Below are 23,528 nucleotides of genomic sequence, written 5' to 3'. Positions count from 1 at the left end.
GCATCTATACCATAAGAGCTTAAGCCCACAGTAGTAAGATATGTGTATCTTTTGATAGGGTATACCTAGAAGATTTTCTTGTTCGGAACAGAAGCTATCAACCTGTAAAAAGTTATAATCTGCAAGCCTGGCTGTAGAGCCTGGTATTCATTTGTTATCAAGCTTTTCTGAAGTAGGGTATTATCATGTTGTTAAAGGTGAGTTGGGGTGGAAAGGAATCTGTATATGAGGAAAGCTAGCGGTTTTTCTGGAGGTTCTTGACAAGAAGGCAGTTCACTTGCTGGATTTTTCATGTGTTAGATGTACATGACTTCGCTATCGTCTCACAGTTACGATGACAGAGTAGCTGTAGTTATCACAGCGTTGGCAAACAAGGATTGAGGTAATATTTAAGTTGGAAGATAGGATTATTGGATCTCTCGTAGGGTTAGCTTGCGGAGATGCTGTAGGTACTACGCTGGAGTTTGAGGTACGAGGTACGTTCGAGCCAATTAAAGATATGGTTGGAGGCGGCCCTTTTAGGCTACAACGTGGAGAATGGACAGATGACACATCTATGGCTCTTTGCCTTGCTCATAGCCTCTTAAGCAAACTCGACTTTGATCCAGAAGACCAAATGAATCGCTACTGTAATTGGTATCAATACGGGTATATGAGTAGTAACGGACGATGTTTTGATATCGGAATTACCGTATCCAAGTCCTTAGAGCAATACCTTCAAACTAGAGATCCATTTTCTGGAAGTATAGATATACGGTCATCTGGGAATGGATCGCTAATGAGGCTGGCACCAATACCTATTTTCTTCAGTAAGAGCGAAGAGCTTTGTATCAAATATGCTGGAGAAAGCTCAAGGACAACACATGGGTCTTATCTTTGCATAAGCTCTTGCCGGATGCTTTCACTATTGATTTATCGAGCTTTTAGAGCGGGAAGTAAAGATGAAGTTTTTGATGGGTTAGATCCAACTGATTATTGCGAGGAACTTCGATCACTAACCAACAAGGATTTCTCCGCACTTGGCTATAAAGAGATAAATGGCAGTGGATATGTGATAGAGAGTTTGATTGCGGCTGCTTGGTGCTTTTATCATGGAAATAGTTTTCGCGAGTGTATCCTTTTGGCTGCAAATCTCGGTAATGATGCGGATACAACTGCGGCTATTTGCGGGCAGATGGCGGGTGCTTTTTATGGGTACTCCAACATTCCAGTTAATTGGCGAGAGGGGATTGTAATGTCAGCTGAGATAAGAAAGTTGGCGATTGACCTATATCATGCAGGTAGGACCATCTAACCAGGATATAAATCTCGTTTTAGCCACTTGTTTGGCTTTCAACGGGTCTGCGACATACTATACGTTATGCTAATGATGGTGGGGTGAGTACGGTAAATACACTTATATGCTGCTACCTAAAAGGGTAGTGGTGCTTCCTTAGAGTTTGGCCCTCTATTCGGCTTGATGCTTTGGATAATCGACTACCCGCTTTCATTCCGTGTAGCTCCTTCCTTCGTGGGGGATGTGAGAATTGAGGGTATGAATGCCTATCTTGACTTGATTGCCATTCGCTTTTAGGAAGAAAAACCTAGTTGTTTATCACTGAAACTCTGGATATGAGTATTCATTCTTTGAAGAATACCTTGGGAGTTGGTTCTTGTGGACTGAATAAACTGGAGGTGCGGAGGAGGACAGTTTGGTAGGCTTTAGAATTATAGGGAACCGTGATATATAGTCGCTACTTGTGAGTGAACTGTTATATTTTGGAAGTAGATTAAGGAGTATTAATGTGGACGGAAATATCTATGAACAGCCCACATCTGAGCTTGAACGAAACCTAGTATTTTGTAGAGACTGCGGGTCCCAGATTTCAAGAACGGCACCCTCTTGCCCAAGTTGTGGTGCGGCTCAGCAGGTAGGCGGCAAAGGAAAGGTGGCTGCAGGGTTGCTGGCTATATTCTTAGGTGGCTTTGGTATTCATCGATTCTATCTAGGGCAGTGGTGGGGATTGTTCTATCTTCTATTCTGCTGGACGGGAATTCCAGGACTAATCTCCTTTATCGAAGGAATTGTGTTCTTATGCACTTCTGACGAGAAGTGGTTAGATAAATATGGGCATAAAAATGGAAGTTCTGCATTAGTTTTAGTGCTTATACTCTTCTTTGTAGTAATACCTGTAATTGGAATCTTAGCTGCGGTTTCAATTCCTGCATATCAAGACTATGTTGAGCGCGCTCAGCAACAACAATTAGAGTCTCGTTAGCTTTATAATAACTTAATGACGGTCTCTCTTAGTGGAGTCGTCATTAAGGCTCAGTGGAGTTACATAAATAGACTTAGATCTTGGAATTCAAATGTTTTCACGACCTTAAATTCCTATAGGGTTCAACACTTTGGCTCACTCTGTGAGCGGCTCAGTAAAATACAGTTAAGAATAGTATTACATTAAGCATATGGCAGTAAATGTGAAGATCACAACTAGAGATGAACTTGTTGATTTTGTAAATCAAGGCAATAGGGTGAAGTATATCTTTTTCTGGGGGCACCAGGAAATAGGAAGTCAAGTATCAAAGAGCTGTTTTAGTCAGTGGTATGAGTCAAAGTTCGTAGAAGATGCAAATAAATTTATAACTGCAGAGCATTACATGATGTACCATAAGGCGAAGTTATTTGGTGACGACAGCGCGTGCAAGAAAGTTCTCCTTGCTGGCACTCCTGGAGAGGCTAAGGCAATTGGTCGCGGGGTACGTGGCTTCCAGCAAGAAATATGGAATGAGAAACGATTTGAGATTGTGGTAAATGCTAATTTTGCTAAGTTTTCTCAAAATTCTGAGCTAAAGCAATTTTTGCTTAATACAGAAGACAGAGTATTAGTTGAGGCTAGTCCAGTAGATAGAATATGGGGGATTGGTCTGGCCCAAGATAATTCTTCGTCAGAAAACCCTAACGATTGGAAAGGCCTTAATCTTTTAGGGTTCGCACTTATGGAAGTGAGAGCCAGGCTAACAGGCTTCTAAAATTGCCTGTGGGTATAGAATAGGCGAAAGTGGATGCCGAGCTGTCAGTAGGAGGTAACTCCTCGCATCACACAAATGTGTAGTGCCAAAATTAATTTAGTGCTCTAGTTTCTAGTTCTTTGCTTAACTCACTTCTTCGCTCAGCAGCGGGATTTCCAAGTCGTGAACCTCTAAAGCCAAATCAGCACAGGAAGTTCACGATAACCAACCCAAGTAGCCTTAGATCCGTGGTAGCCACATTCCCATCGTAGCGGCAAAAATACCAATGGTCATAAACACGGTCAGCGGCACTAATGTACTGACAAACGCAATCTGGGCACCCTGTGCGGCTCCACGCTTTTGACAGTGAAAATACCATTCCAGCATGGCCAGTGGGAGCAGGTATTGGCCGAAGCCCAGTGCATATAGGAAAGGCCCGGTAAAGGATTTCCAGTCAATCCCCCAGCCGCCGGTTAGCATTGCCCAGCCCATCAAGGCTACACGAAAAAACCACACTGCACTTGCTGCCATAAAAAGGCGCAAGGCCCAGCGGCGGTGCTCAGCAATGCGTCTGGCCATCGCAGTCTGCACTGCCAGAAAGGCAAATAACAGAATCAGTATGCCGTCCATTGTAATGCTGATCTGCGACACCAGGTTGCCAACGGTGTGCCGCGTCCAGGTCATGTAGAGCCCCGCAATACTGGCGATGACAGCGGTCAGCAGATAGCTGCGTCCCAGCCAGCGGTGGAAGTTAGGGGCATGGCGTCGCACCGAAGGGATCAGCTGAAGTGGACCACCGCCGATGACAATCGCGGCCAATAGCACGTGGCTCACCGAAGCCAGGTTGCCTAAGATATCTCCCTCGCGGAAGCCTGCCGGCAGATGTAGCCCTTTCAAGCCGTGCACTCCTGATTCGGCAATGGGTGGGTAGAAGACGGCCAGGATATAGGCGAAGAAGATCGCATGGCCGATAGCCGCGATGCAGAACCAGGTTTTTACCGACAGGTTAACTGCCCGCCGGGTATCGAATGGTCGCGGTAGTGTTTGGCTGAGTACAGCGTCGTTCATGGGGTTCTCCAGGCGATTATGGTCCGCATTGGGTCTGAATGTGCTTGCCGAACATGTTCTGCTTTTTCAGACCTACGCACATCGGCCGCAGGCAGGAATCGAACTCCCCCAAAAGGTGGAGAGTTTGCCGTATCCATCTCCCCCGAAAGTCCCATGACAGCTGGTTGCCCCTGGTTTAGCATGCGGAAATGAAATCTTCGTCCCTAAGTACGCCTGCGCCGAATCCGCCCAATGCCAGCACGGAACTGCCCAAGCTCCCTATGTGGCGGCCCTTACGTGGGCCGTTTGAGCGATGGCCGCACCTGACCGACTTGTTTATTGCGTTGCTTATGTTCTTGCTGACGCTTTTGATGTGGTCGCGCAACGGCTCCCCCGAAGTGCTATCCATGCAGAGCCTGTGGGATGTTATTGCTTTCCAGTGTGCATTCGTTGGCTCCTTCGCTCTGTTGTGGCGTCGCACCCACCCTTGGCAGGTACAGGCCGTTATTCTCGGCGCAACAATATTGCTGGAGCTGGGTTTGCCGGCAGATGGCATCGTGGCTATGGCGATTTCGCTGTATAGCCTCGGTCGTTACGAGGCCAATACCCGGGCCAGCTTTTTTGGCGTTATCGCGACGCTGGTTTTTGTGGCGCTTGACCAGGGTATTCCGGTTCAGCCAACTGCAGCAGGCACAGTAACGGTGATGCTGGTATGGGCGCTGTGGTATATCGGCCGCCGGCTGCGCTTTCGCGGTGAATATCTGCGCTTGTTGGAAGAGAGGGCCAAGTATTTGGAGCGCGAGCGCAATGCCGAATCCGAGCGCGCAGTTGTAGCCGAGCGCACTCGAATCGCCCGTGAGATGCATGATGTGGTGGCGCACCAAGTGAGTCTTATGACTGTGCAGGCCGGTGCCGCCAGGGCTATCAGCCGCAATAACCCGCAAGCTGCTAATGAGGCTATGGCTTCTGTAGAGGCGGCTGGCCGTCAGGCCATGGCAGAAATGCGTCATTTACTCGGTGTACTGCGACCGACTAATAACGACACTGCGCTCACTCCGCAACCAGAACTCGGCGATTTGCCAGATCTGATTGAAAAGGTCCGACAGGTGTTAACCCAGGTTGACTATGAGGCCAACGGTGCACTGGAGAAAGTGCCAACCAGCGTCGCGCTCGCCGCCTATCGCATCGTTCAGGAATCCCTCACCAATGTCATCAAGCACGTCGGTGCTTCAGCGCGAGTGCAAGTGAGTGTGCGCGCAGATCACGGCACTCTCACAATTCGAGTGCGCGATGATGGAAATACTCACGGCGAGTGGCCCATGAGGGAAATAGCTATTGATGGGCAGCCAGGCGGTGGGCACGGCATCGCGGGAATGCGCGAGCGCGCGGAACTGCTCGGTGGCTATCTGTATGCGGGTGTAGTCGATGGTGGCGGTTTTGAGTTATATGCACAACTACCTACAGGAATGGTGAAAACATAATGTTGCGAGTGATGGTAGTGGACGACCAGGCTTTGGTGCGACGCGGTTTTGCCCTGATTCTGGATAACCAGCCCGATATCGAGGTGGTCGCCGAGGCCGGTACCGGCGTCGAGGCGATTGAAGCCGCGCGAGTGTACCAGCCGGATATCATCCTAATGGATATCCGTATGCCGGAGATGGACGGGCTGGAATCCACAGCGCGCATCCTGGAAGCTAGTGATGCAACTTGCCGTGTCATTATTTTGACCACGTTCGATCCTGATGAATACGTGTTTCGTGCGCTGCGGGCTGGCGCCAGTGGCTTTGTGCTCAAGGACATTCCCCCAGAGGCGCTGGTACAGGCAGTGCGCACCGTAGCAGAGGGCGGTGCCATGCTTGCACCGGGCATCACCCAACGCTTGATAAGCCAGTTCGCACAGAAACTGGGAACTGGGCGCAACCTGGCAAAGCGGCTGGAGCGCCTGACCACCCGGGAGCGTGAAGTACTGGAAGCCATCGCCGCAGGCAAGAGTAATGCAGAGATTGCTGAGACCCTATTTATTGGCCCTGCTACCGTGAAAACCCACGTTTCCAGTATGCTGTCAAAATTGGAGGTGCGCGATCGTGCGCAGGCAGTCGTATTTGCCTACGAATGTGGCCTAGCCACAGTGGGGGAGCGTGATGTCGGCTTCTAGATCAAAGCCTGCTTTGCAACGCAATGCACTTTATCGCCTTGCCGCCTGTGGCACTGTGGTTCTGGGGCTGTTTCTCTTCCTTGGAGCCCAGGGCCACTTTGTTGCCATCTGGCCGTTGGTAACCAGCGATGGTATCGGTTTATTCCGTCGTTTGTTGTTGATGTTACCCGGTGTGACGCTCGCCGGCACGACGGTGTTGAACCTCCTGCTTTGTAAGCCACTCTGGCAAGAACGTCGCTATGCCCTCAACGTTACTCTCGCGGTAAATTTGCTTACTACGAGCTATTTGTTCTACCTAATGATACGTGGGGTTCCCAATCACCCTATTGGTATATTTCTCGCATTGGAGATGTCTTTTGTATTATTGCTCCTAGTAACAAGAACTGGACTGGTATGGCCTATGTCAGCAGAACCGCCGGTTGAGATGGACATTTAGTAGCACAAACGCCCGGCGAGTTTTGCTAACATTCAACACCATAAACCTCAAGGTGTCTTATTCAAAAACAACTCCATCGGTTAAAGTGGTTTTGGTGGAGCATCGCTTTGTTAGATCCATTCCAAATAGACTTGAAGCGAACCCTTCCGATAACTTCATGGCTTTTTTCACCGCAGCTCATTAGATAGCTTTCCGAGTAAATTCTCCAGAAACAACGTATGGCTTCTTTTCAGTTCCAGCTCTGCGACTGAGAGATTTGTTACAATTTGTAGGTAAACTAGCTCTTTGGGGCGGAGTAGGTGGGCGCGGAAATAGATGATATGAAAGGGGCAGCGGATAAAGTGCTTAATCACCCGAGGGAGGAGAGTGGAAGCAGTATTGGTGGCTATACTTTATTATGTATAGCAGCTATTTCAATAGCTCGTTAACCTAAACTAGAATCTCTAAAAAATATAGAAAAAGGAAAGGGTAGAATTATAGCGGGTCTTGTCCAATGTTTGACTTGAACATCCGTATCAGTTACAGCGGGCTTTTAATTCTCAGAACTTTTTGTGTAATTCGACTAATGAGCTATGAAACTAGATAAAAGCGTGATATATAAGTTTCTGATGGATTAACTGTTATACATCGGAGTGTATTTGAGTATCAAGCGAATAAATCTACTTTCTTGTGCTGCTTTTATTTTAGCTGGTTGTAGTACCGGGCCATACTTAAAACCGAGTGCTCCAATAGGATGGCACAGCACCGAAAACCCGGCATGTTATGGGGCTGAAAAAGTACTAGAGTTCAGTCTTCCTGATTACGATTGGCTGATATTTAGAGTCTTGGCCAAACAACCTACAAAGCGTCACCCAGAAGGTACAAAGTTAATTGCCTATGTAAGGCCTGTCTTGTATAGACATCCTGAGCCAAATGGCACTTGGTCATTATTTCCCTCAGAGCAAGAAAAGAAGACTAAAGAGAGCTTAATCGCCGAACGCAAATCCCAACATATCGAGATCTCATTCTCAAGTGCTGTAGCTACTATCACTTTTCTTGATGGTAGTGAATCCCAAGTTGAGCTGCCATTTTTTCAACAGCCATACCAAATACCATCTGATGAGTCTTATGGGTTCTGGGGACCTGAGGTAGTAATATCTCCTGAAAATCTGGAGTATTTTACGGTAAAACTGCCGCCTCTATTTGTAAATGGTGAAGAAGTTACAATCCCGCCAATCGAATTTAAAGTCAGCGAAAGTACATATGTTCCAGTGCTAAATTGTTAAAGAATAGCGCTTGATAAGTAAAAGTGGAAAATTCTCTACACTGCTACCTTGAGGGTAAATAGATATGAGTAATGAGCTTCCAATTTAAAATATTAGTGTTAATTATATTCTTCCTGTTTGGGGGAATTATGGTGTATGTCGACTCCTGGACTATGATAAGGGATGGATTGAAGCTATTGAGCAACTAGAGCACTACAAAGACTAAAGTCTATTACAGTACTATGTCTTCCAAGTATAAAAGCAGCTGGCTACATACACTAATGAATTCCAGCCCAAAAACTACCGTTTGTACCATGCTGGGTACACATTGTTTCGCCTGGATAAAGGCTTAATATTAAGATTTTGAAGGAGTTCAGAGGTTGTTAAATGGAAAAATTCAACGAAACAACTTTTGTTATTATTAATCAATTTGCAGGAAAAAGTGCAATTTTAGATACTGTTTTAATAGCTGCAGCAGAGGTCATGCCTTATATTTTTATGCTCGTGATGCTCTATCTATGGTTTGATCCAAGTATAGAAAGAAAAAGGTCCAGCCTGAATTGCGGGTTGTCTGTGTTACTCGGTATGTTAATGAGCTATATTATTTCTATTTTTTATTATCATTCTCGTCCATTTGTGAATAATCTCGGTACGCAATTAGTAGAACATGCGCCGGACTCTTCATTTCCTTCAGACCATACTACGTTTATTTTTTCGATAGCTATAGTGCTTCTATTTAACAAATCAACTAGGGTAATCGGTGCTGTTTTGTGCCTGTTGAGTGTTGTTAGTGGCTTATCCAGAGTTTTTGTTGGTGTTCACTATCCTTTAGATATACTAGGTGCCATTTTGGTAGCAATTTTCTCATCAGTTGTCGTATTTAAAATACAATATAAAACTCAATTCCTTTTAAATTTTTTGGTTAAAAAGTTACCTGGGAAGAGGGTCGGTTAGAATTAAAAGTAGTTGATGCTTCTCTTGCATTTATAATATTTACTTTCTATTTTATATACCATACATTGGGTTAGGGGGCTGTCATTTATAGTGAAGAAATAGAAGTGGAGTTTTCATTGTTCCTCTCGATTAATGGTATGCTGAACTGGATTGATGGAAGCGATGAGATCGTGCGAACCTCAGGTAGGAAATCATAAGGGTTTGTGTTTCTGAAGTTTGGTTAACAGTCGGTTGATATGGATTCCTCCATTTTGTGGTTTTTAATTCCAGCCTCTTTCCAAGTTAGTACGGCTGAGTGGTACACATAACTTGTTCTTACTTAATTTTAACATCCATAGGGGAGGTCTGCTTTAGCTCCTTAAGTAAGATATGTATCTTACTTGTTTACTCTCAAAGTAAAGAGTGGGCATGTGTAAAAATTGGAGAGGAATAGTTTTTTGTTGGTAAACATAGGTGCCAACTTAATACGATTCCTTTATCTATCGCTCTTTTTACTGTAGGGACGAGAAGCTTTAGAATTATAGGTAGGCATGGTATATAGATACTGCTTTTTAGTTAATAGTTGTAAGAGGATCGCATGAATAAGGAATTTCTAGACCACATAATTTCGTATATATATTTCCCGTCTTTAGGAGCGTTGCTGTTAGCTACGCTTTTTGCTCCGATAGGACTGAAGGGATTGTCAAAATTCTCTAAATTCGCCCGTTTTTCGGTTGGTGTTTATTTAAGTATCACAATTGCCGCTTGTTCTGCTTTGCTCGCATTTTCATATGGAGGTTGCTTCGAGAACTGTTCTGAGAGCGTAGATGATGAGATTGGTATTTTTATTGCTAGTATAATCAATTTTATAGGTGCAGTATTTGTATTTCGCTTCCTTTCAAAGAACTGGCCTAATAAGCAAAAGCAAGGTGCTGCATAAATGTACTCTGGCTTAAGACATTAGCTGTATAAGGTAAGCTATCGCTGCGTTACTACTTGTGTTTGTGATTCATGTCGCTATTGAACTCATGTATGGTAAATGCTTGCCGTGTTTCTTTTTCAAGTTGTAAGTGGTTTTATAATCCAGCGCTATACTCGCTTCCGGCATATTCGTGCCTATATAGCTGAGATTGGCGCTATTCGGCACAAATTATTCATCTCTTTCGCGAGAATCAACCAATGAGAAACTTAGCCATATTAGTATTTCAAACACTTGACGGAGTAATGCAAGCACCGAGTGTGCCTGAGGAAGATTTTTCAGGTGGCTTTAGTCATGGAGGCTGGGCCAAGGATTATTGGGGTGAAGTCATGGAGCAAGTCGGAAGGGAGGCCATGGCGGAACCTTATGATCTGCTATTAGGACGTAATACGTACAATTTATTTGCCACAAGTTTTTCAAATGCCAAACCTGGAAATCCAACTGCAGACAAACTTAATCAAGCAAAAAAGTATGTCGTAACATCAGGTAATGATGATCTTACATGGAATAATTCATTCAAGCTAAAGGGGGCAGATGCGGTCGTCGAGATAACCAAAATTAAGAAAATGAATGGGCCTTTACTACAAGTTCATGGAAGTTGGCAGTTGGTGCAGTCACTTCTAAAGCATAACTTGGTAGATGAGCTTAGGCTTTGGACGTTTCCAGTAGTTGTTGGAGAAGGGAAGCGACTGTTCGAAAGCGGTGAAATTTCATCAAAATACAAACTCATCAATTTTGCGAAGTGCCCCTCAGGGGCTTTTATGCATTTTTACAAATCACTGGATGGCAGGGTTATTTAAAGAGCGTTGTTAAATAGAAAGCTCACTCATGCGACTATCCTTGCTGAGATTGTTGTTGAAATAAAAGCAATATTTTCGAATTTACTGCGAATTTATCAAAATGATTAGGTTATATAACCGTAACGATCTGTCTACTATATTGGACATTTGGTTGCAAGCTTCTATTCAAGCTCATGATTTCATGCCTTCAGATTTCTGGGAGTCACAGTTAAGTGATATGAGAGATGTTTACATTCCTTCATCAGAGACATATGTCTATGAGGTGGAAAGTAAAGCAGTAGGCTTTTACTCACTTAGTGGGGATACGCTTGCAGCTATATTTGTTTCTCCCTCTCTACAGCGAAGAGGAATAGGCAAACAGCTCCTTAACCATGCAAAATCGAAAAGAGATAGGCTGATACTTTCTGTTTACAAAGAGAACGCTTCTAGCTATCAGTTTTACTTGTCTCAAGAATTTAAAGTAGTAAAAGAACAAAGAGATGAGCATACTGGTCACCCAGAATACTTAATGAGTACTAAAATATAAAAAGGAGTTCAAGTCGGCTTAACTTCTGTCGTTTAGCGCGACGTTATGTATAAAGCGAGAATAAGATATCCCAAATATGAAACCTGAAGAGAAGAATTGTATAGAGAAAAGAGTTAGGAATAGGATCATCGAAGTTCTAGAACTTTTCTCAGATGAATTTAGATTTGATGTTGCAATTGCCAACCTTGAATTCTGGGGTGATTGGTTTGATGCTAATTCAATAACTCAATTTGATAAAGAGGTATTTGTGAGAGAAGAAATTGAATCTTTATTAGTTGTAAATAAATTCTGGGAGAGAGTTCAGCCAGGTTCGAAACAGTCCTCTCAAGAGTGGTGTGATCTGTTATTTGAGTCAAAGCATGCTTTAAATATATTTCTCAAGCGTGGTAAATTTTATGAGTAATTCTTTTAGTTTATTGCTGCTAACGTAAGTCATACAGCTTACTTAAGGTTAAAGTAATAATACATGAAATATATACTAGCTTTATTCGCTTTGGCAATTTCACTTGATGCCTATTTCTACGAGTTGTTGGATATCGTTCCATGACAAGGTAGTTCAGGTGAATGAAATAGAGTTTGTTGTTGATAGAAGCAGAATCATTTTTATAGGTAGCGCTGAGAGTATTGGAACAGAAGTAATCGCAGAGGGTAGTGGTTAGGGCGGACATGTTTCAGAAGTACACATTTTTTCGATGTTGAAGAGTCAATAAAGGGAAATATCGTAGGTAAGAAGCTAGTTACTTCTGGTAATATTTACTCTTGCAAATATGATTTTGAGGCTGGAGTGAGCTATTTAATCTTTTCTACTGATAGAAAGGGGATCCTGTACCTGGACAGTTGTGTCTAGCAATACTTAGTCTCTAGCCTGGTCTCGACTACATCCTTATATATGACATCTGTTCACAGATGCCTCGTGTTAGCTATTATTTGGTCTCATTTGGTAAATTCGCAGATATCTTCACTTTGGACCAGCAGGGAATTGTGGGGCGTGGTTGTATACTATTACTTGATTTCTATTCAATTTCTGCTCTATAACAGATACATTTGTACCGACTCTTCAGCTTTTACTAGTTCGCTGCTTTGTACCAAAGTATTCGATACCGGATGCTGCTCCAGCATACAATTGATCTTGCTTTGACAGACAAGCTTGGTACGTATGCAATAGGTGTACCTGGAAGATAGTAAGCGGAGAATAGGGAGGTCTCATTTCGAAATCGCTACTAATGCGTTTTTGATGGTTGTGATCTGGGCGATTTTATTGTGTGCGATTGGGTAGGCATATTTTGTAATTATTGATAATCGTGCTATATAAACTCTGCTTTTGAATTTACTATTGGGCTCAATCAGCTTATGCATGAACTTAAGCAATTAGCAAAGCAGATACTAAAGGGGAGTAAGAACTTACCTTTTTCAGTATATTCCTCATATAGAGAACAAAATATTTTTAGTGTTCCTATTGTAAATCCGACCTTGATATGTGTGCTTGATGGATGCAAAGAGATGGGTGGTGACAGGCAAAAGAGTTGCTCAACAGGGGAGTTTATATTTTTATCTAATAGCCCTAAAATTGATATGCGAAATATCCCAGGTGATTCAGAATACTTCGCATTGCTTATTGAGTTTGAATACAATGATTTCGATAGATTAACGCCTGTAAGAAACAAAGAAGAAAAATATTTTACGGGAGATATAGATTCTACTTTAGAGTTAGCCCTTCATCAGTTTATGGAATGGAGTTCTTCCGTTCCTTTTGATCTATGGCATATTCGAAGACAGGAAATATTACAAACATTACTCTATTTGGGATACCAGGAAGTAGCTTCTGTTTTTGAATTGGCAAGTGTAAGCCAAAAATTATATAAAATTATCAGTGAAAACCCAGCTGCGGACTTAAGAGTGGATATGTTGGCTTCAAAATTGTCAATGAGTGAGTCAACATTAAGAAGAAAGTTAAATAGCGAAGGTACGAGCATTAAAGTCATTATAGATGACATCAGGCTTGGATTGGGGTTGCACTTACTTCAAACGACTTTTGAGCCAGTAGGCCGTATATCAGAAAGATGTGGCTATAAATCCCAGTCTAGATTTTCAGATAAGTTTAAAAGATCTTTTGGTATAACTCCTATAGAGCTGAGAAAAACACGAGTGAACGTTTGAGGCGAAAGTTTGCCTGTTTTTGATATATTACTCTGAACATAATGCTCCTATGATAAGTAATCATTTTTAATATGTTTGGAGTAAATATGTTTAGACTAATTAGTAAAATTAAATGTGCTGTCTTTACAGTGCTTATATCCGGAGTAGCCTCTGCAGAATCATTTTTGCTCTCGAGTAATGATATAGATACTGGAAAGTATATGAGTAAAGAGCAAGAATTCCAGGGGTTCGGTTGCACTGGTAATAATACTTCACCCCAATTATCTTGGGCAAATGCTCCGAAGGGGACAGAAGCTTTTGCTGTTTTTGTATATGATCCTGATGCACCAACAGGCAGTGGTTGGTGGCATTGGCAAATTGTAAATATTCCCAAAAATATTAGTTCACTGGAAGCTGGCGCAGGAAATTCAGAGCAAAATCGCATTCCTCAGGGTAGTGTACAAATAGTAAATGATTATGGAGTAAGAGGTTTTGGTGGTGCTTGCCCACCAAAAGGGCATGGTGCGCATCGGTATCAGTTTACGGTTTTTGCGCTATCAAAGAAACTAGATTTACCAAGCGATGCATCAGGGGCACTAACTGGCTATATGGTTAAGGCTAACTCAATGGGGGAAAGTACTATTGAAGCTTTATACATACGGGAGTGACTCTCCAGCAAGCAAATTCAGATGAGGATTTGGCGGATCTGATCTGTGCGAGAGCGAAATAATCGAAGCTCGTTGTTACTTGTTATCGCATAAAGTTAAACCTCTTTAGAAAAAGCTGTACTAGGCCTCCTTTGGTGAGGCTGTTCCCTCAATACTTCTTTTATACATGCAGTAAGATTCTATCCGTTTGATGACGGTGGTGAAGCGTGGATGCCTATCTTTAATTGGCATCCATCCACCAATAGTACTTTGATTGACAGATTGATTCCAAATCTTAGATTCCGTAAGTTCGGGTCTCTTAGCTCAGCATATTTTTTTACTGATATGCGATCTATGGGTACAGAATCTTTGAAAGACAAGCTTGGAAAGCGGCTTTTGGAAACGGAGTAGCTGGGTTTACTGGTGTGGATTAGAGGGGGGACTAAAACGCCTCAAAAATATGGGTAAAAGCTGTTTCGTTGATTACGCTACGATATGAATATCAAAATTCAATAGACGCTGCTCTACATCTTACTTTGATTGTTAGTGCCACCTAACGGTAGCTTCTTTATCATTTGTCTCTTTTTTTCCGATCAGGCTGATAAGCTTAGGAAATATAGAGAAGTGTGATATATAGGTGTTACTTGTCGATTGATTATTAGATCTTTAAGGTTAGACCATGGAAGTATCACTTCGTCAGATTACCAAACAGAATTATGAAGCAGTATGTGATCTTGATGTTGCACCGGATCAAGAAGATTACGTTGCCTGCAATATGTGGTCACTAGTTGAATCGATGTTTAACGAAGGCTATGAAACTCGTGCTATTTACTTGGACAATGAAGCCGTTGGATTTCTAATGTGGGTACAAGAAAGCTTAGAAAAAATCTCAATCTGGCGGTTTATGATTGATCAAAATTACCAACAAAAAGGTATTGGTCGCATAGCTCTGGATCTTGCTTTAGGAGAAATTCGGGACGTCCCGGGACTTCAAGAGATTGAAATTTGTTATAACCCTAATAATCCCGTTGCAAAAGCTTTTTATTCTAGTTTCGGTTTTGTTGAGGTCGGAATGGATGATGATGGAGAAGATATGCTCGCCGTAATTGACTTAACCAAATCTAACGGCAGTCACGAGATGAGAAAAAGAGCAGCTTTTCTGTAAGTGTTTAATAAAACTATAAAACGATAGATTGTAGTTCTATTGTTTTTTTATGATATCGGGTTTACTGAATAGCAGCCTCCAAATCTGGTATATGAGATAATCTTAATGGGATGGTTTAGTAAGTGATTCTTGATTACGGAATAGGGAAGGAACTCATATTTGAAGTGCTAAAAGATGTCTTTTAGGTGGTTTTATCATCAGAATATAAGCGCAGCTACCGTTGTTTCTTGGATAGGACGAGTCTTTCCATAACTCGTGGAGCGTCATCATAAGATATAAAGTAGGGTGGTCTCAGGGTTATGGATGTCTCAATCTGTATTTTGTGTTAAACATTTGTACCAGTTAAAGGCTATTCTTTGCTCCTCTTGATTTTATCTCATTGGGCTAGCTTTGGAATTCTAGAGAAGCGTGATATATAGGTGCTGTACTTGAATTAACCGCCAAGAGTTAATAATTGCCACCTAAGGATTAAAAATGACAAAGTACTTGATAGTTATAATTGCGATACTTGTTACAGGTTGCGCTACTGTAGCTACATCTCATCGACCAAGCGATTACTATAAGGCTGGGGGTAATGAAGCGAATAATGAGCCTCTATTTGGCTCCACTGGTGAATCGTTAGGGGATATAGACATAGACCGCATCCTCAACTATGAGTTAAAGCTTCCTGCACAAAATAGAATTGCAATACTCAAGTTGTCCAATGATAGCTACTGGCGCCATTACTCTAATGACTTTACGCAACTAAATGAAACTATTGCTAGGGACTTTGTAGGGCAGTTGAGAGAGTCTGAAAGGGTTTACGATGCTTCATTCTTACCAAGCATGCTCGTTCCAGAGCAACGTACAGTGCCTTATCTTCGAGAAGCTGCTGCACGCTACCAAGCTGATTTACTATTAGCCTACCGTTCAAGTTGCCGTACTTTTGAGAAGTATAAGTTTATTGATCCGAATGAAACAAAGGCATACTGTTCAGTGGAAGTAGTCTTACTTGATGTTCGGTCAGGTATAGTGCCATTTACGGTTGTGTCAAGTAAAGAGTTCTCTGCCCGCAAAGAACTCGGTGATACTAATTTCAATGAAACCATAAAGAAGGCAGAGATCGCTGCCGTAGCCGAGTCATTAAAGGATTCCGCAACTCAGCTAACGTCATTTTTAAGCAGTATTGGCACACTGTAGCAAGAACTCTAACTACTATATTCAGGTGGCGCCTGCTTCGCACCTGAAATAAAGATAAGGGCTTTCGTCGTATGCGAGAGCCAAAGGAGAATTACTGATGGATAATACACAATCATCACTTAGCTTATATGCGAAGCACTTAGGTGCCGCATACTTAATTTATATCGTTTTAGGGGTGCTCAATTCATTACTTGTCAAGAAAGGAATATATGATTTTGCGGCTTTTGCTGAGACAGAGGTGAGGTTCAGGTTCGCTCAGATTATAGATATAGTTATGTTTATCGCCGTTATTTGGGCATCTTGGGCGCAGTATTTGGTTACAAAAACAATTAACAAAAATGTTGCTTTTTTGGCATTGCTTTTCAGGTTTGGAGAAGGGCTTCTTGGCTTTGTAGCAACAATTATTACATTGACGGTTATAGTAGTTTTAAGAAACCAGGAATATTCGAATGTATTTCAAGAAGAGCAGCTACATGCGTTAGCGAGTATATTTGTGAATATGAGTGGTTCGATGTGGGATGTTCTTTTAATCATAATGGGCATAGGCGCGACTATTTTCATGTACTTATTTTACGTTTCAAATTACGTGCCTAGGTGGTTAGTACTTTGGGGGGCTTTCACGTATATGTCGATGGTGGTTTATGGGTTTTCAAATATTTTGTTACTCGAGCCGCCCCAAATATTGAAACACTTCATGCTTCCAGGCGCGTTTTTTGAAATCACATTTGGCCTATGGCTGCTAATCAAAGGAATTAACATCAAACTTAGTTCAGTCGATGCTCCAGGTTTATACAAAAGTAATGTCTGAGTAAGCATTAATGCATGACCGACAAGGCTGTGTAGTTTTTGTACAGTAATCGTATCTTGTTACCAAGCAAAGTTTAATTTCACCAGAGAGGGTTTGGCTAGGGCCTCCTCTCTTGGGGAACTTGCCTTTAACGTCCAATTGTCTAATATTTGGTCGATTCTGATATGGACATAGATCTCTTTTCTTTGGACGCGGAGGGGTTTGGGGATGCCAATGCCCAACGTGACTTCTTTTCATCTCTATTGACTTGACTGAGGCATGCTCTCAAACTGTTAGACGTGCGCCGGTAGCGCTCTTTGGGATCAAGCTATTTGTCTCCTCTTGAAATTTGAGCGTAGGTGAGTATTCCTGATTGGGAAAGACTGATAAGTTAAGTTTGATGGAGGAATGGGGTAGGGGGTCGCAGAATAGGAAAAAGCAAATGTCAAGCTGCAAGAGACTTGGGAATCCCTCTATTTGCTAACTTCTGTGAGTCATCGGGCTGACTAACTTTTAAGTTATGGGAAAGTGTGATATTTAGATTGTGCTATTGAACAAACTGCTATCACTTATAGTGTTTAAATACTGGGATTCAGCTTATGTTTCATTTACTGGATCAAGTCCAATGGCTGTATGAAAAACGGACTGCGAATTGCCCTCACTGTCGAGCTGCACACGAGGAGCGTAGATTTGATTGCTATATTTGCGGTACTGATTTCAGCAGCGAAGAAATTGAAGCAATGGATGAGCAAAGGATAGAAAATTTCAGGTGTTCGGCAATTTTTGGTTTGCTATTCTTCCCTATTTTTATTGCCTGCTTGATTTTATTAATAGCGAGTTATCGATAGCTTGTGTTGCCGACTTGCTTAAATCTTTGTCGGCCCAAAAAGCTACGTTCTCGACTGAGATTGCCAGTACAGGTTCTGAGTGCTGTTTAGAAGAGAGTGGAATGTCTTTAAGAGATTTATGAATAATTTAGAAAAATTTGGAAAGATTATCTCTCAAGAGTTATGGGATAGATCATTAAATCGATATCTTGACTTAGAGGCAGGAAATCTCAAATCTCCAGAGTTAAAGGAGCTAATATCAAAGCTTAGTGAGTTCACTGAAGAACAAAAAATAGTAATAAGAAAGCTACTTACAGAATGTGTAAATTCTGGAATTCATGGTTTCCTATTTGCTATCGAAGAAGAGAAAGAAGGTATTAGCATTGCAGTAAATGGCCAAATTGCAGCCAATCAGTCAGATGGTTTGAGTGGTGAACTCTATTCTGAGGATGGCTGGCTTGAGAAGTATAGCGAGCATGGACAAAATGGAATTTAACAAGTGACTAGGCCCCTCCACGGTGTCATTTTGTGAATTTTTCAATTCAAGGGGAGTGCTCTTTTATCCCGTTGGGACTAAATTGCTTCCATCTAAAAGAAAAAGTGCTTTGGGTTTGCGATAGTATTCACCTTGAGGGTGGCGGAGGCTGGAGGCTCTTTTCATGGAGGGCATGTATCTCAAATCCCTCCATAACTGGCTTATGAAGCGTATATAGATTTTCTCACGATAGACGAGAAAGGACTATTGGGCGTGAATGCCTATCTTCACTTCTTGTGCTGTAATTGATACGCTCGTCCTGACTCTTAGGCTTTCGCCAGTTCCTAGCTTTTGGATCAAGTTGTGAACGGCGTTCCCTGGTGAGGAAGCTAGTTAAGGGAGTGGGGCAAGATGTTGCTACTAGTCCCCTAAAAACTTAGGAATCACGCCTTGGAGTTGATTATAGCTCACTAGCCGATTTTAAGTATCAATTGATTTGACTATTTCAACTTTCCCTGTTTGGGTAGGTATCCAGGCCTTCTCTCTGACTGTTTGGGGTAACGGGCTTTGGAACTATAGAGAAACGTGATATATAGATGTTGTATTGGATTATCTTTTAATTTTATGGAAAGCATGAAGTTCTCGATTACCTTAGACAAGAATGATTTTCGTCGTTTCAATAAATTTGCTATAGCTAAAATCCATGTAGCACCAAAAATGAAATGGAAGTTAACCCTATTTAATTTCTTATATTGGTTCCTCCTTGTATTCTTTGGTATGGAGATATATTCAGTATATGAACATGATGCTTGGAATAATTATGAGCACCTTAACCGAGCGCTTGTAGCATTTGGGATCTGGTTTATTCTTGTTAACATTTGGCAGCAGATATATATGTATCTTTATATTTCGGTTGCGATAGATGAAAAAGGCAGCGTTCTTGGTGAGTGGGAGTTTGAAATATCCGATTCAGGAATTACTGAATCCAATAGCTTATGTTCATCTACCTTTACTTGGCAGTGTATACAGTCTGCTGAGAAAGATAAGTATAATCTTTATCTATTCACTGATAGGCTAAAAGCCCTGATACTGCCACTTTCTCAAATTAACGAAGAAATAGAAGCGGAAATATACAAGAATGTAGTAGGTGACTGTTAGTCACACCATTACTACATGCTTCATATAATCCCAAAGCCAAGCGTTAAAATTTACAAACTATATCAAGCTATGTATGAAAATAGTCTCTCATTAAGTAAGAAAACGCTAACTCTATCTAACAATGTAAGTGGTAGAGATATTTTTGTAGGTGATATTCATGGATATTTTCAATTGTTTGAAAAAGGATTAGAACAACTATCCTTTGATCCAACAAAGGATAGAGTAATCTCAGTTGGAGACCTAGTAGATAAAGGCCCAGATAGTTTATCATGCCTAAAATTGATCGAAAATGAATGGTTTTATGGCGCTGTAGGAAACCATGAGAGAAGCTTATATCACTATACAAAGTTTGGGAGTATAGAGAAGTCAACTGAGAATTTGTGGGCTAGAAAGCTCAGCGAAAAAGATCTAGATCTATGTGCTTCTCTAATTGAAAAAATGTATTGGGCTATCGAAATTGATAATGGAAGTAAGGGAGTCGGAGTGGTTCATTCAGGTGTACCTACTAGTACTTCTTGGAATCAATTTAGAGCGGAGCTTGAGAAGGAGGACAGGAACTCTATTGAATATGCTACGTGGAGTCGTTCAATTTTAAAGTCATCAACTTATTATATTTCAGATATAGATTGGGTTTTCATTGGACATCAAGCTATTGAGGGGCCATCAATCTTTGGGAACCATATTTGTATTGATAGTGCTGTATTCGTGCCAAGGAGATATGGAGCAAAGAATGGCCTTACCTTCTCATATATACGAGAAAAAGAACCAGTATTTATAACTATTCCAACAGATTACTAGAGTGCTATGCCAAATATTTTCTACCGACCACTTACATTCTATACCACTTCGTGATCGGAGCAGGGGTTGATAGCTACCTTCAAGCGGTGGTCTTCTCGATCGAGGATGGCACGCACGGCACCCTATGGCGACGGATGCTTCGGCTGCATCGATAATAGGGAACTCTACTCTCAGTATTCCAGGGCTGATCAGAACTTCCTGGAAGACGGTATTCAGTTCGTCGAACTACTTATAGCCATGGAGTTTTCTGATTACTCTGTCCTTGATGCTGCCTTGCACCTGCAGGCAGATGATTTATCCTACTGTGCCGCAAAGAATAGAGCAGGGAGTTCATTTTCAATAAAGCAATTAACTGGATTTTGGGATATGCATTTGTACTTTTCCTATGACAGTTTGGTGCTTCAGGAGCGTTTAGAGGAACTCGGTTAGGATAGTTTTGGCGTGGAATAAGTGATGATTGAAAGCTATATCAGTGGAGTTCAAGCCAACCTAAGAGCACGTAATGACTAAAGAATGATCAGCGGAGATCCCTTTCAGAGTCGTTTATGTTGAAAGGGGCTGGCTTATGATGAGCCATTTATCCTCTGAGGAGCTCAGTTTTACAGAGATAGAAATAGCAACCCAAGCAACAGCCTTGATGGATCTAATGCCGACTGCTTAGATCGCTTAACTCAAGGTGAAAATTTAGTTTCTAACTGAAACTATTTTTATAAGCTTTACAGAAGAATTCATAAGTACCCCTGAACATGAGGGGCGGTATTCATGAGGCAAGCTGATTCCCCTGACTGCAGCTTGTATCAGTGAAGTGTTAGAAAAGCTTAAGATGAAGAGGGATTGATGTTTAACGCTTAGATGACCTTATATGTTGCGCTTATCCCTGAGCTTATTATCTATAGACTTTTCAAGTCGGCTGATGTTGCAAAGGAATAGTTAGTTACTCAAGAAACGCCAATAGATAAAGTAAAAGCTAAAACCTATCATTAGGCACAGGCAGGCATAAGTGTAAACTAAGTACCATCCCTTTAAGTGATGTTCTCTTGGTACCCATTTCCCGTTCATAACAAGAATGTTGAGTAAAGCAAAGATTGGAGCACAAACGAAAGATAGAGTAGTTACAAAGTCGATTAAGTTCTTTAGCTGGTTGGCAAATAGGGAAATAATAAACCAGCTTATGAGGCTTAGTATAATAAGAGTGGATACGTAGACTCTATTTTCGGGAATCTTAATACTACTCGATGACCTCAAGGCACTTCGCCAAACTTGAGGAAACCCATCGGAGACTGCAAAGGTAGTTGAGAAAAGCGCAATAAAGCAGATAATACTGATTGTTAAATGGCTCCAGTCACCTAGAGATTCGGTATAAATATTGATTAGCTGACCAGCAAATATGCCTGCAGATTGAGATAGTTCAATATCTTTCCCAAACATTACTAATGCGCCTAGCCATACAAATACAATAGCTAGAATCAAGCTGGTGAAATAACCAACCTTAAAGTCAAATACGAGAGATTTCTTGGCAAAGCCTCTATCCGGTCTCTCCTTTATCCTTCGCTCCGACCAAATAGAGTGCCAAACAGAAACTTCAATTGAAGTTGGCATCCAGCCGACTAAGGCGACAACAAATGCGATGCTCACAGCTGGTGCTATATCAGCTGTTAAATAGGATTTAGAGGGAAGAAGCCCATATTGACTTATTGCGGCAATGAGAGTGATCAAGCTGGCAATTGCCAGAATGAGGACCATCCACTTTAAGCTTTCATTCAGCCATTTAAATTGGCCAGCAATCAATATTGCACATGTAATGACCAAAATGATGGCAGACCACTCTGAAACATTTAAGATATCGCCAAATAAATTGAGGGCTAAAGCAGCTGTGACGATCGTAACCGCAGCTTGAACAAAGAACATTGTTAGAAATGTGAGAGCCATATAACTATAAAAACCAAGTCGACTGTGTTTTTTATAGCCTTCCAATAAACTCTCACCGGTGACAGCAGCGTACTCTGGTCCGATTTTGAAAAAAGGGTATTTGACTAAATGAGCCAGGAAAATAAAACCAATCAAAGCGAAAGCGTAATCTGCACCAGCGCGAGTAGACTGCACGATATGAGATACGCCAATACTGCTTGCAGCCCAAATAATACCAGGGCCTAGATTTGAGAAAGTACGTTTGAATACATCCATTGAATCAGAACTGCTCGGAATGATTTTGCTCAAAATAGCTCTTAGCCATATCGATAAAGGTTTTAACCTTCAGGGAAAGTTCGCAGCGATGAGGGTAGAGCGCAAAAATAGTTAGTGGCTTTATTGTGAATCTAGGTAGAATCTCAGTGAGATGGCCAGAGTCGACATAAGATTTGACAGAGTAAAAAGGGGCTTGGATTATTCCTTGTCCTTCAGCAGCCGCCTCATTTAATAGCCTCCCATTGTTAGATTGCCAGGCCCAGGGAAGTTTGATCTTTCTTGTTTCTTCTTTGTCTTGAAATAGCCAATGATCCCCTCGAATACTGTGGTTAAAGAAGAGTAATTGATGCTTCTTTAATGACTCTATGCTTTCAGGGAGCCCATTCTTCTCTATGTAAGAGTCACTTGCCCAGAGTGCTAGCTTAGTTTTTGCGATAGATTGGACGATATAGCTAGAGTCTGGCAATTCTGGTGCGATTCTAAAAACGAGATCAATTTTATTGTCGAGTAAATCGAGTGGGTCATTGCTGAGATGAAAATCCAAGAATACTTGAGGGTATAGATTACGGTAATTGGCAATCAATCCTGAAAAATATTGACTGCCTAGCTCTATACTGGTCGATATCGATAGTCTGCCTCTAGGCTCTTGATTGTATTCTGACATCGCCTGGTCGACGGAGTGGAGTTTTTTTAGTATTGGTGAAACCTGTTTATAGTAATTTTCGCCCGCTTCGGTTATGGATACTTTGCGTGTATTGCGCATCACCAATAGGCAGCCCAGCTCCTCTTCTAACTGCTTAATGTACTTACCAACCATTGCTGCTGAAATGCCGAGCTCGCGAGCAGTAGCTGCAAAGTTTTGCTTTTCGCACACTAAACAGTATGCCTCAAGGGCGTGTAACTTGTTCATTGACTCCCCTGATGGCTAATCCGCTTCTCTTCTTACGGTGGGCATTAGCTGGAGTATACAGACAAACATAATAAACAAATAGTTTATACACTATAAACCTAAATTACATTTAAAGTGCATCCTAAATGACGCAAAATTTTGCTAGTAGATT

25 protein-coding genes are annotated in these 23,528 nt (G+C 41.9%); 22 read left to right on the top strand and 3 right to left on the bottom strand.

Annotation, left to right across the window (positions count from 1 at the left end; all coding sequences use genetic code 11):
- The first annotated feature begins 394 nt into the window (after positions 1 to 394).
- The 3 genes from ACJJIR_RS11755 (at position 395) to ybiA (ending at position 3,012) form a co-directional block, all read left to right on the top strand.
- The gene (locus tag ACJJIR_RS11755) at positions 395 to 1,294 is read left to right on the top strand and encodes an ADP-ribosylglycohydrolase family protein (RefSeq protein ID WP_444905477.1); all 900 of its coding nucleotides are present in this window, start codon (positions 395 to 397) and stop codon (positions 1,292 to 1,294) included.
- A 490-nt stretch (positions 1,295 to 1,784) separates the two neighbouring features.
- Positions 1,785 to 2,258, top strand: coding sequence for an NINE protein (locus ACJJIR_RS11750; RefSeq protein ID WP_444905476.1), 474 nt, complete (start codon positions 1,785 to 1,787; stop codon positions 2,256 to 2,258).
- Positions 2,259 to 2,460: 202 nt separating this feature from the next.
- Positions 2,461 to 3,012 (top strand): riboflavin biosynthesis intermediates N-glycosidase, encoded by a 552-nt coding sequence (ybiA, locus tag ACJJIR_RS11745; protein WP_444905475.1) that lies wholly within the window; start codon positions 2,461 to 2,463, stop codon positions 3,010 to 3,012.
- 219 nt (positions 3,013 to 3,231) lie between these two features.
- On the opposite strand, the gene ACJJIR_RS11740 is transcribed toward ybiA, so the two are convergent.
- Positions 3,232 to 4,059: a DUF2306 domain-containing protein gene (locus ACJJIR_RS11740; protein WP_444905474.1), complete on the bottom strand. Its 828-nt coding sequence runs from the start codon at positions 4,057 to 4,059 to the stop codon at positions 3,232 to 3,234.
- Positions 4,060 to 4,247: 188 nt separating this feature from the next.
- On the opposite strand from ACJJIR_RS11740, the gene ACJJIR_RS11735 reads away from it, so the two are divergent.
- The 19 genes from ACJJIR_RS11735 (at position 4,248) to ACJJIR_RS11645 (ending at position 20,712) form a co-directional block, all read left to right on the top strand.
- Positions 4,248 to 5,519 carry a sensor histidine kinase gene (locus tag ACJJIR_RS11735; protein ID WP_444905473.1) on the top strand — a complete coding sequence of 424 codons (1,272 nt, stop codon included), beginning with the start codon at positions 4,248 to 4,250 and terminating at the stop codon, positions 5,517 to 5,519.
- Positions 5,519 to 6,193 carry a response regulator gene (locus ACJJIR_RS11730; RefSeq protein ID WP_444905472.1) on the top strand — a complete coding sequence of 225 codons (675 nt, stop codon included), beginning with the start codon at positions 5,519 to 5,521 and terminating at the stop codon, positions 6,191 to 6,193. The genes ACJJIR_RS11735 and ACJJIR_RS11730 overlap by 1 nt, the downstream gene beginning before the upstream one ends.
- A complete protein-coding gene (locus ACJJIR_RS11725; RefSeq protein ID WP_444905471.1) occupies positions 6,180 to 6,629 on the top strand; it encodes a hypothetical protein in 450 nt (149 codons plus the stop codon). Before ACJJIR_RS11730 ends, ACJJIR_RS11725 begins: the two co-directional genes overlap by 14 nt.
- 638 nt (positions 6,630 to 7,267) lie before the next feature.
- Positions 7,268 to 7,894, top strand: a complete 627-nt coding sequence (locus tag ACJJIR_RS11720; RefSeq protein ID WP_444905470.1) for a hypothetical protein — start codon at positions 7,268 to 7,270, stop codon at positions 7,892 to 7,894.
- A 366-nt stretch (positions 7,895 to 8,260) separates the two neighbouring features.
- Positions 8,261 to 8,827: an undecaprenyl-diphosphatase gene (locus ACJJIR_RS11715; protein WP_444905469.1), complete on the top strand. Its 567-nt coding sequence runs from the start codon at positions 8,261 to 8,263 to the stop codon at positions 8,825 to 8,827.
- A 577-nt stretch (positions 8,828 to 9,404) separates the two neighbouring features.
- Positions 9,405 to 9,746 carry a hypothetical protein gene (locus tag ACJJIR_RS11710; protein WP_413665561.1) on the top strand — a complete coding sequence of 114 codons (342 nt, stop codon included), beginning with the start codon at positions 9,405 to 9,407 and terminating at the stop codon, positions 9,744 to 9,746.
- 239 nt (positions 9,747 to 9,985) lie between these two features.
- Complete coding sequence (locus ACJJIR_RS11705; protein WP_444905468.1) at positions 9,986 to 10,585, top strand: dihydrofolate reductase family protein; 600 nt, start codon at positions 9,986 to 9,988, stop codon at positions 10,583 to 10,585.
- Positions 10,586 to 10,736: 151 nt separating this feature from the next.
- The gene (locus ACJJIR_RS11700) at positions 10,737 to 11,111 is read left to right on the top strand and encodes a GNAT family N-acetyltransferase (protein WP_444905467.1); all 375 of its coding nucleotides are present in this window, start codon (positions 10,737 to 10,739) and stop codon (positions 11,109 to 11,111) included.
- A 76-nt stretch (positions 11,112 to 11,187) separates the two neighbouring features.
- Complete coding sequence (locus tag ACJJIR_RS11695; RefSeq protein ID WP_444905466.1) at positions 11,188 to 11,514, top strand: hypothetical protein; 327 nt, start codon at positions 11,188 to 11,190, stop codon at positions 11,512 to 11,514.
- 947 nt (positions 11,515 to 12,461) lie between these two features.
- Entirely contained in the window at positions 12,462 to 13,268 is an 807-nt protein-coding gene (locus ACJJIR_RS11690) for an AraC family transcriptional regulator (RefSeq protein WP_444905465.1), read from the top strand.
- 86 nt (positions 13,269 to 13,354) lie between these two features.
- A complete protein-coding gene (locus ACJJIR_RS11685; RefSeq protein WP_444905464.1) occupies positions 13,355 to 13,915 on the top strand; it encodes a YbhB/YbcL family Raf kinase inhibitor-like protein in 561 nt (186 codons plus the stop codon).
- 658 nt (positions 13,916 to 14,573) lie between these two features.
- On the top strand, positions 14,574 to 15,059 hold the full coding sequence (locus tag ACJJIR_RS11680) for a GNAT family N-acetyltransferase (protein WP_444905463.1): 486 nt from the start codon (positions 14,574 to 14,576) through the stop codon (positions 15,057 to 15,059).
- Between the two features lie 474 nt (positions 15,060 to 15,533).
- Complete coding sequence (locus ACJJIR_RS11675) at positions 15,534 to 16,238, top strand: hypothetical protein (protein ID WP_444905462.1); 705 nt, start codon at positions 15,534 to 15,536, stop codon at positions 16,236 to 16,238.
- A 97-nt stretch (positions 16,239 to 16,335) separates the two neighbouring features.
- Positions 16,336 to 17,046, top strand: coding sequence for a DUF4386 domain-containing protein (locus tag ACJJIR_RS11670; RefSeq protein ID WP_444905461.1), 711 nt, complete (start codon positions 16,336 to 16,338; stop codon positions 17,044 to 17,046).
- 578 nt (positions 17,047 to 17,624) lie between these two features.
- Positions 17,625 to 17,873, top strand: coding sequence for a hypothetical protein (locus tag ACJJIR_RS11665; protein WP_444905460.1), 249 nt, complete (start codon positions 17,625 to 17,627; stop codon positions 17,871 to 17,873).
- Between the two features lie 118 nt (positions 17,874 to 17,991).
- A complete protein-coding gene (locus tag ACJJIR_RS11660) occupies positions 17,992 to 18,348 on the top strand; it encodes a hypothetical protein (RefSeq protein ID WP_444905459.1) in 357 nt (118 codons plus the stop codon).
- 612 nt (positions 18,349 to 18,960) lie between these two features.
- Positions 18,961 to 19,485, top strand: coding sequence for a YcxB family protein (locus ACJJIR_RS11655; RefSeq protein ID WP_444905458.1), 525 nt, complete (start codon positions 18,961 to 18,963; stop codon positions 19,483 to 19,485).
- 171 nt (positions 19,486 to 19,656) lie between these two features.
- Positions 19,657 to 20,283: a metallophosphoesterase gene (locus ACJJIR_RS11650; protein ID WP_444905457.1), complete on the top strand. Its 627-nt coding sequence runs from the start codon at positions 19,657 to 19,659 to the stop codon at positions 20,281 to 20,283.
- A gap of 105 nt (positions 20,284 to 20,388) precedes the next feature.
- Positions 20,389 to 20,712 (top strand): hypothetical protein, encoded by a 324-nt coding sequence (locus ACJJIR_RS11645; protein WP_444905456.1) that lies wholly within the window; start codon positions 20,389 to 20,391, stop codon positions 20,710 to 20,712.
- A gap of 501 nt (positions 20,713 to 21,213) precedes the next feature.
- On the opposite strand, the gene ACJJIR_RS11640 is transcribed toward ACJJIR_RS11645, so the two are convergent.
- Positions 21,214 to 22,500, bottom strand: a complete 1,287-nt coding sequence (locus tag ACJJIR_RS11640) for an NRAMP family divalent metal transporter (protein ID WP_444905455.1) — start codon at positions 22,498 to 22,500, stop codon at positions 21,214 to 21,216.
- The gene (locus ACJJIR_RS11635; RefSeq protein WP_444905454.1) at positions 22,472 to 23,377 is read right to left on the bottom strand and encodes a LysR family transcriptional regulator; all 906 of its coding nucleotides are present in this window, start codon (positions 23,375 to 23,377) and stop codon (positions 22,472 to 22,474) included. Before ACJJIR_RS11635 ends, ACJJIR_RS11640 begins: the two co-directional genes overlap by 29 nt.
- Positions 23,378 to 23,528 lie beyond the last annotated feature (151 nt).

The organism is Microbulbifer maximicatervae (SeqCode), assembly GCF_052467385.1.
Note: the sequence above shows the minus strand (reverse complement) of the source record. Positions and strands in the feature narration are given on the sequence as shown.

Bases quoted from the DNA above. Each gene is read 5' to 3' on its own strand.
- ACJJIR_RS11740 (WP_444905474.1), bottom strand. From the start codon at position 4,059: ATGAACGACGCTGTACTCAGCCAAACACTACCGCGACCATTCGATACC.
- ACJJIR_RS11735 (WP_444905473.1), top strand. From the start codon at position 4,248: ATGAAATCTTCGTCCCTAAGTACGCCTGCGCCGAATCCGCCCAATGCC.
- ACJJIR_RS11730 (WP_444905472.1), top strand. From the start codon at position 5,519: ATGTTGCGAGTGATGGTAGTGGACGACCAGGCTTTGGTGCGACGCGGT.
- ACJJIR_RS11725 (WP_444905471.1), top strand. From the start codon at position 6,180: ATGTCGGCTTCTAGATCAAAGCCTGCTTTGCAACGCAATGCACTTTAT.
- ACJJIR_RS11715 (WP_444905469.1), top strand. From the start codon at position 8,261: ATGGAAAAATTCAACGAAACAACTTTTGTTATTATTAATCAATTTGCA.
- ACJJIR_RS11710 (WP_413665561.1), top strand. From the start codon at position 9,405: ATGAATAAGGAATTTCTAGACCACATAATTTCGTATATATATTTCCCG.
- ACJJIR_RS11705 (WP_444905468.1), top strand. From the start codon at position 9,986: ATGAGAAACTTAGCCATATTAGTATTTCAAACACTTGACGGAGTAATG.
- ACJJIR_RS11695 (WP_444905466.1), top strand. From the start codon at position 11,188: ATGAAACCTGAAGAGAAGAATTGTATAGAGAAAAGAGTTAGGAATAGG.
- ACJJIR_RS11690 (WP_444905465.1), top strand. From the start codon at position 12,462: ATGCATGAACTTAAGCAATTAGCAAAGCAGATACTAAAGGGGAGTAAG.
- ACJJIR_RS11685 (WP_444905464.1), top strand. From the start codon at position 13,355: ATGTTTAGACTAATTAGTAAAATTAAATGTGCTGTCTTTACAGTGCTT.
- ACJJIR_RS11680 (WP_444905463.1), top strand. From the start codon at position 14,574: ATGGAAGTATCACTTCGTCAGATTACCAAACAGAATTATGAAGCAGTA.
- ACJJIR_RS11675 (WP_444905462.1), top strand. From the start codon at position 15,534: ATGACAAAGTACTTGATAGTTATAATTGCGATACTTGTTACAGGTTGC.
- ACJJIR_RS11670 (WP_444905461.1), top strand. From the start codon at position 16,336: ATGGATAATACACAATCATCACTTAGCTTATATGCGAAGCACTTAGGT.
- ACJJIR_RS11665 (WP_444905460.1), top strand. From the start codon at position 17,625: ATGTTTCATTTACTGGATCAAGTCCAATGGCTGTATGAAAAACGGACT.
- ACJJIR_RS11660 (WP_444905459.1), top strand. From the start codon at position 17,992: ATGAATAATTTAGAAAAATTTGGAAAGATTATCTCTCAAGAGTTATGG.
- ACJJIR_RS11655 (WP_444905458.1), top strand. From the start codon at position 18,961: ATGAAGTTCTCGATTACCTTAGACAAGAATGATTTTCGTCGTTTCAAT.
- ACJJIR_RS11645 (WP_444905456.1), top strand. From the start codon at position 20,389: ATGGCACGCACGGCACCCTATGGCGACGGATGCTTCGGCTGCATCGAT.
- ACJJIR_RS11635 (WP_444905454.1), bottom strand. From the start codon at position 23,377: ATGAACAAGTTACACGCCCTTGAGGCATACTGTTTAGTGTGCGAAAAG.